The organism is Roseburia sp. AM59-24XD (genome assembly GCF_003478445.1).
GTDB lineage: Bacteria > Bacillota > Clostridia > Lachnospirales > Lachnospiraceae > Jutongia.
Genome location: NZ_QUET01000034.1, coordinates 26,128 through 32,560 on the forward strand (window position 1 = coordinate 26,128; position 6,433 = coordinate 32,560).

Sequence of the window (6,433 nt, forward strand, 5' to 3'; positions counted from 1 at the left end):
ATCTTACCATACATGACATGTAAATTACAATAGTTATCCATTCCACACAGATACTTTTCCATCTGTATCCGCATACCACCTATAAATCCAGTTTCTTTATATAATCGGCGACAATATCGTATTCGGTGTGCTGATACAGCATCCGGCAGCCAACCATCTCCTCCACCTCATCAAACAGAAGACCTCCGTCATCCGTTGGCAGAAAATCAATACTGTACATGCCTTTTTCATACTCCGGCAGACATTTTATAAAACAGTCAATATATTTTCTCTGCAAATCAGTAAGTCCCATTTTTCGGACACTTCCTCCCAGAGAGAAATTCGACCGGAAATCATCCTTTCCCTCCCGGAGCATCGCACAGTAAATCTCTCCAAATAGAACATACACACGCATATCGCTGCTGTGGCATTCGATCTTTTCCTGCAGGATAACCTCCCTGCCGGCAAGAACCTGCTCCCACTGCCTGCGGTTCTCCATAAGAAACACTTCACTGCCTCCATGCCCGGAAACCGACTTGATCACCTCATAGCCCTCCGTCAAAGATCGCTCCACTGCTTCATCGCTGCAAAGCTTCGATGCATCCGGTACAAACTTGGTGGTGGGACACCATTTATGCTGCCGCACCGTTTCCGGAAGCTTCTCCTCAAAATACCGTATCATTTGATATTTATGATTGGCAAGTGCAACCAGACGGCTGTCATGATGAACCGGAACCCCTCTTTCTTCATACCAGCGGCTAACCTCAGGATCTCTCGTCCGGTTCAGAACCAGGTCCGGAAGCTTCTCTTCGGATGCCTTTTGATACTCGGTAACAGGCACATACGAAAAATCAATTTTTTCTCTCTTTCCTGCCTGTCGGAACAATTCAATAAAGCCTTTGTTTTTCTCAGCTTCGTCTTTTTGATAGATCAAATATGCCCTTTTCATTTGTATGAATTCCTCTCACAACAGCCTATTATTTCAGTTTGTTTCGGATATATTCCATAATCTTTTCCGCCACATTGACGCCGGTGCAGGTGTGGATATTTTTGAAATGCGCATTGGAATTGACCTCACACACAATATCTGCCACACCACCGCTCTCTTCAAACAAAAGATCCACACCGCAGAAATCAAGCCCCAGAATCTGTGCCGTCTGCACCGCCAGCTGACATTCCGCATCCGACGGCTCATATACCTTCATGCTGCCACCGTTTGTAATATTGGCACGGAAATCTCCGTTCTCCGAATATCGCTCCATCGCCGCAACCACCTGATCTCCGACAACTTGCAGTCTCACATCGCGGCCGCTGCTTGCCTCGTGGAATTTCTGATAAAGAAACGGTACGCCGCCAAGTTTTATTGTAAGCTCCTCCAGCTCTTTTCTGTCATGTGCCAGATATACCTGCATGCCAAAGGAACCAAAGCACTCCTTGACCACCATCGGATATCCAAGACGTTTTTCTACTGTGTCCAAAAAATCGGACTTTGTATATCCGATATTAGCATAGGTCATCGGTGCCACGATGGTTGGCAGAAGCTTCACTTTTTCCTCCGTATGACTCTGGTTCCATGCGGCAAGCCTCAGATATGTTTCACATTTGTCGTCACACGCCGCAATCGCATCAATTTTATTAAAGACCGGAATGCCCTGTCTGTCCGCAAAATCGGACAGCTGTTTCCCATAGGAAATATCCTTGTCCCAATAGATTACAAAGTCATATTCGTTCAGCCACTCCATCGGCTCTCCAATACAGCAGAGATGCTCATCATTCTCTGTCATATGAAGTGACATGCCACACCGTACTGCCGCTTCTCTGAGCCATTCATAATGTTCTACAAACTTTCCGGTTCTTAAGAAAGCATTCGTAACCAGCAAGCCTTTGCATCCACTATTCTCTACATTCATTCTATCACTTCGCTTCCCTGCTCATCCACAAAATCATGTGCCAGCGCATATGGATCCTCCGATCCACTCTCCGCTTCACTGCCTCCCAGATAGGCATCAAACTGCTCCATAGTCATCATCACCTGACGTGGTTTTGTTCCAACCGCCGGTCCGACAACCCCTGCCTTATTTAACTGGTCAATGATCCTTCCGGCGCGGTTAAAGCCAATGGAGAACTTGCGCTGCAGCTGACCTGCGGCCGCTCTGCCGGAATCGATCACGAAGCGTCCCGCCTCCTCGAAATATTCGTCAACATCCGATTTCTTTTCCTCGGAGGAGCTGTCTGTTCCTGCCGGCATGTCCACAATTTCGGTCACCTTGTCATTGTAAACCGGCGTCTCATTGTGGTCACAAAGGAATGAAACAACATCGGATACTTCCTTATCTGACACAAAGGCACCCTGCAGACGAACCGGCTCGGAATAGCCGGACGGGAAGAATAACATATCACCCTTTCCCAACAGCTTCTCTGCACCACCCTTGTCCAGAATGGTTCTGGAATCAATGGCAGAGGATACCGAAAATGCAATTCGGGACGGAATATTCGCCTTGATGACACCGGTAATAACATTAACCGACGGACGCTGCGTTGCAAGGATCAGATGGATTCCTGCCGCTCTTGCAAGCTGTGCCAGACGGCATACCGCATCCTCTACCTCTTTGGAAGCAACCATCATCAGATCGGCAAACTCATCCACGATGATCACAAGCAGAGGCATATGCGTATAGCCTGCCGCCTCCGCATCTTCCACACTCTTGATCTTCTCGTTGTAGCCGGCGATATTACGCACACCAAGCTCTTTAAACTTATTGTAACGATCCATCATCTCGCGCACCGCCCAGTTTAAGGACGCCGCCGCTTCCTTCGGATCGGTCACGACCGGACAGAACAGATGTGGAATCCCGTTGTAACAACTTAATTCAACGACCTTCGGATCGATCATGATCAGTTTAACCTCATTCGGATCCGCCTTATACAAAATACTCATGATCAGCGTATTGATGCAGACGGATTTACCGGAACCTGTCGCACCGGCGATCAACAGATGCGGCATCTTTGCAATATCCGTCACAATAACCTTGCCGCCGATATCCTTACCAACCGCAAACGCCACCGGACTCTTTGCCTTATCAAACGCTTCGCCTTCCAGAAGCTCTCTGAAATGCACTGCGCTCGGAATATCGTTTGGCACCTCGATGCCAACCGCAGACTTTCCCGGGATCGGTGCCTCAATACGGATGCTTGGTGCTGCAAGGCTCAGCTTGAGATCATCGGCAAGATTCGTGATCTTGTTGACACGAACGCCCTGTGCCGGCAGCACCTCAAAACGCGTCACCGTAGGTCCGCAGGTCACAGCCCCCATCTCTACATCAACATTAAGCTCTGCAGCGTGTCCTTGAGCCGCATCGCTGTCTCACGCAGGTCATTATCACTGACGCCGTTTTGCGCTTTCGGTGGCAGACTCAGCAGATCGATCGGCGGAAACTGATATGGAATCTTTCGATTATCCACCTTGCTGTCATTTAATGCATTAAATGTATCCGAACCGGAAACATAATCGTCCCCGCCAATCCGTCCATGTGCTGTCTGCTTCTTCGGTGCAGACTTCTTTCTCGGAACCGTTCCCGGCACATGGGAAGCTGCAGCTTCCTCCTGCATCCCGGCAGCCGGTTCTAAATCACTGTGGTTTGTCGCTGCATTTGCGGCAGCGTTGGCAACAGCGGTGCCTGCTGTGCCGGTTATTCCGGCATTCCCTGCTGTTCCGGTCACACTTTCCGTATGGTCTGCTTTCCCGGACAAGGTGCTGTTTCTTTTCCGGTTGAGGCGCCTCTTCCCGTTTCCGCTGTCGGTTCACCGGAAACTGTCTCCGTCTCAGAATTACCACGGAATTTATGGTTCATTTCCTCCCGGTAGATTGGAATATCCATCGGCTTTTGTTCGGACTTAATCTGTTCCTTCGCAGGCATCTCTGCCGCTGTCGGTTCGTTTGCAGACAGCCACTCACGCGTCATGCTTTCGTCCGTCTGCTTATCCCTTTCGGAAGCATTTCCGGAATGCTGATGCTCCTCAACCGGCTCACCGGCAATCTCCTGCATTCCCACAGGAACACTAAGGTCAGCCTCGTCCTTACGGTTCTCCGGCTTTGCTGCCTCCCATGCCTTTGCGGCAGCGTCCTGCTCTTTTTTCTTTTGTTTTTCCAGCTTTTTGAGCGCTTCCTTTTGCTTTTTCGCAGCAAGACGTTCTTCCTTCTCCTTTGCCTCCATCTCATCCAGCCGCTCTCCCGCCGCTTTCAGATCTACTGCCTGCAGAGAAGCCTCGTTTCTCGCAGTAGCTGCCGGCTCCTGTCTGCGTTTTGGGATCACACGGTAAGACGGTTCTCTGTAATCCGTCTCCTCCTGCACAAATCTGCCGTACTCCTCTTCCATCTGTTCCTTGTAGGCATTGCGCTTGCGAAGGGATGCCATCATTTCAAGCCCATGGAAAATATATACACTCAAAAGGATCAGTCCAAACAGTACCGCTCCGGCGCCACCCTTGCCGATCAAGGCAGAAAGACCGTCCGCGATTCCTCTTCCTATAATACCACCACTGCCTTTTCCGTACTTTGCCACATCCTCCAATGACATATAAAGGCACTGAAAATAATCATGATGCAATACATGATTGCTGGTAAAGTATTCTGTTAGAATCTCCGGTCGGAGGATCAGCTCCGTCAAAGCACCGAGCAGTATCAAAAATGCTCCGGCACTGATGAGCTTACGCGGTACCCGGCGGTCTCCCGGATTGACCACGGTAAACACATAGCCGATCACCACAAGCGCCGGCATCAGCCACGAGATCCATCCGAAAAAACCAAAATGCAGACCTGTCAAAATGATTCCGATCTTTCCGCATAAGCCGAAAAAGCTCAGATAGAAAAATACGCTGATAATGGAGATAACCAGAATGGTAATTCCCGTCTCAAACGCAAGCTGATCCTTGTATGTGTTGATCTCCTCGGCTGTTCTTTTATATTTGCCCGATGATTTCCTTGCTGCAGGCTTTTTATTTCCGGAGGTCTTTTTCCCGGTCGATGTACGTTTTCCGGAACCTGCGCTTTTACGCGTTCCCGTGCTCCCCCGTCCGGAAGCAGACCGGGACGAAGCCCCTGAATTTCTTACGGTTGATTTCTTTGCTGCCGCCATATGTTTCCTCATTCCTCATTTCTTACATAATACCGGGATTGATGTCCCGGCAGATTGTCCTCCCAATAATGCGATCCGAATATCCCAAAAAACAGATTATCCTTATCCTCTCAACAGTGCGATCACGGATGCCACACTGACTACGGCACAGTAGATCGCAAAATATTTAAAACGTCTTCCACGGATCAGTCCCATCATGAAGCGGATCGCCAGATAACCGGAGACTGCCGCCACGACCATCGCAATAATGCAGTAGATAATATCCGTCTGTGTTAACGTCAGCGTCGCCAGATCCTTGACCTCCAGAACTACAGCACCAAGTACAGCCGGTATCGACATAATAAACGAATATTTTACTGCGAACTTCTTGTCAAAGCCACAGAGCAGACATGCCGTGATCGTCGTTCCGGAGCGGGATACTCCCGGCAGTGTTGCCACGCCCTGGGAAATGCCGATCATTGCCGCCTCCCCATAGGAAATATTCTTCGGCCGCTTGCTGCCCGGCTCCACCATGTCAGCAATCACCAGAAATACAGCCGTCACCATCAGACAGCATGCCGGGATCAGTGCAATCTGATTGGCCTGCTCAACATAATCCTTAAAGATCACACCGATCAGACCGGTCGGGATTGTTGAAACGATCAGCAGCATCACGTATTTACGGTACGAGCTTCTGACTATCTTATGATACGGACGTTTCTTTCCGGTTAAATTTTCAAAAAATCGTCCCACATTTGAAAAACTGTCTCCCAGTATATGAAATCCTTCCCGGATCAAATGGCTGATATCGCCCCAGAATGCGACGAAGATCGCCAGTAATGTTCCAAAATGAAGCATCACATCAAAAAACAAGCCTCCACTTTCCAGATCCACATGAAGAAGCTGCTTGATCAAAACAAGATGACCGGAGCTGCTCACCGGCAGAAATTCCGTCAATCCCTGAACAAGTCCCAGTAAAATCGCCTTCCATAAAGACATTTTTCTCCTCCTTTGTACATTGCCAAGCTATTTTCCTCCGGTACCGGCGGATTCTTATCCCATCAGAGAAGGATCTGCCAGTACACCAGCTTATTATTATACCGTTTTTTCGATGGAATTGCAAACGCCACGATTGGCATCTATGATTTCTGAATCGTCGTCAATCGACAGGAGGGGATCCATTAATGTATCAAAAAAGGCGGGATTCCTCCCACCCTTCTTAAAAACATATTTACTCAAACTGATATGTAATGACTTTTGTCAAGAGTAAATTCGAAAAAAATCAAAAAAAATTAATTATTCTGTTTTCTGAAGGCACCCAGAAAGAGCTTCGGAGTATC

General features: G+C 48.6%; 4 protein-coding genes and 1 pseudogene. All 5 read right to left on the reverse strand.

Translation table 11 applies throughout. The annotated features are described in order from the left end of the window. Positions 1-79: 79 nt before the first annotated feature. On the reverse strand, positions 80-928 hold the full coding sequence (locus DXA20_RS13990) for an ATP-grasp domain-containing protein (RefSeq protein WP_118561610.1): 849 nt from the start codon (positions 926-928) through the stop codon (positions 80-82). A 28-nt stretch (positions 929-956) separates the two neighbouring features. Next, entirely contained in the window at positions 957-1,889 is a 933-nt protein-coding gene (locus DXA20_RS13995) for an ATP-grasp domain-containing protein (protein ID WP_118561612.1), read from the reverse strand. An 86-nt stretch (positions 1,890-1,975) separates the two neighbouring features. Beyond that, positions 1,976-3,459: pseudogene (locus DXA20_RS14000) on the reverse strand (DNA translocase FtsK); the annotation flags it as partial. A 236-nt stretch (positions 3,460-3,695) separates the two neighbouring features. Beyond that, a complete protein-coding gene (locus DXA20_RS14005; RefSeq protein WP_118561614.1) occupies positions 3,696-5,114 on the reverse strand; it encodes a hypothetical protein in 1,419 nt (472 codons plus the stop codon). Between the two features lie 102 nt (positions 5,115-5,216). Next, positions 5,217-6,092: an undecaprenyl-diphosphate phosphatase gene (locus DXA20_RS14010; protein ID WP_118561616.1), complete on the reverse strand. Its 876-nt coding sequence runs from the start codon at positions 6,090-6,092 to the stop codon at positions 5,217-5,219. Positions 6,093-6,433: the final 341 nt, after the last annotated feature.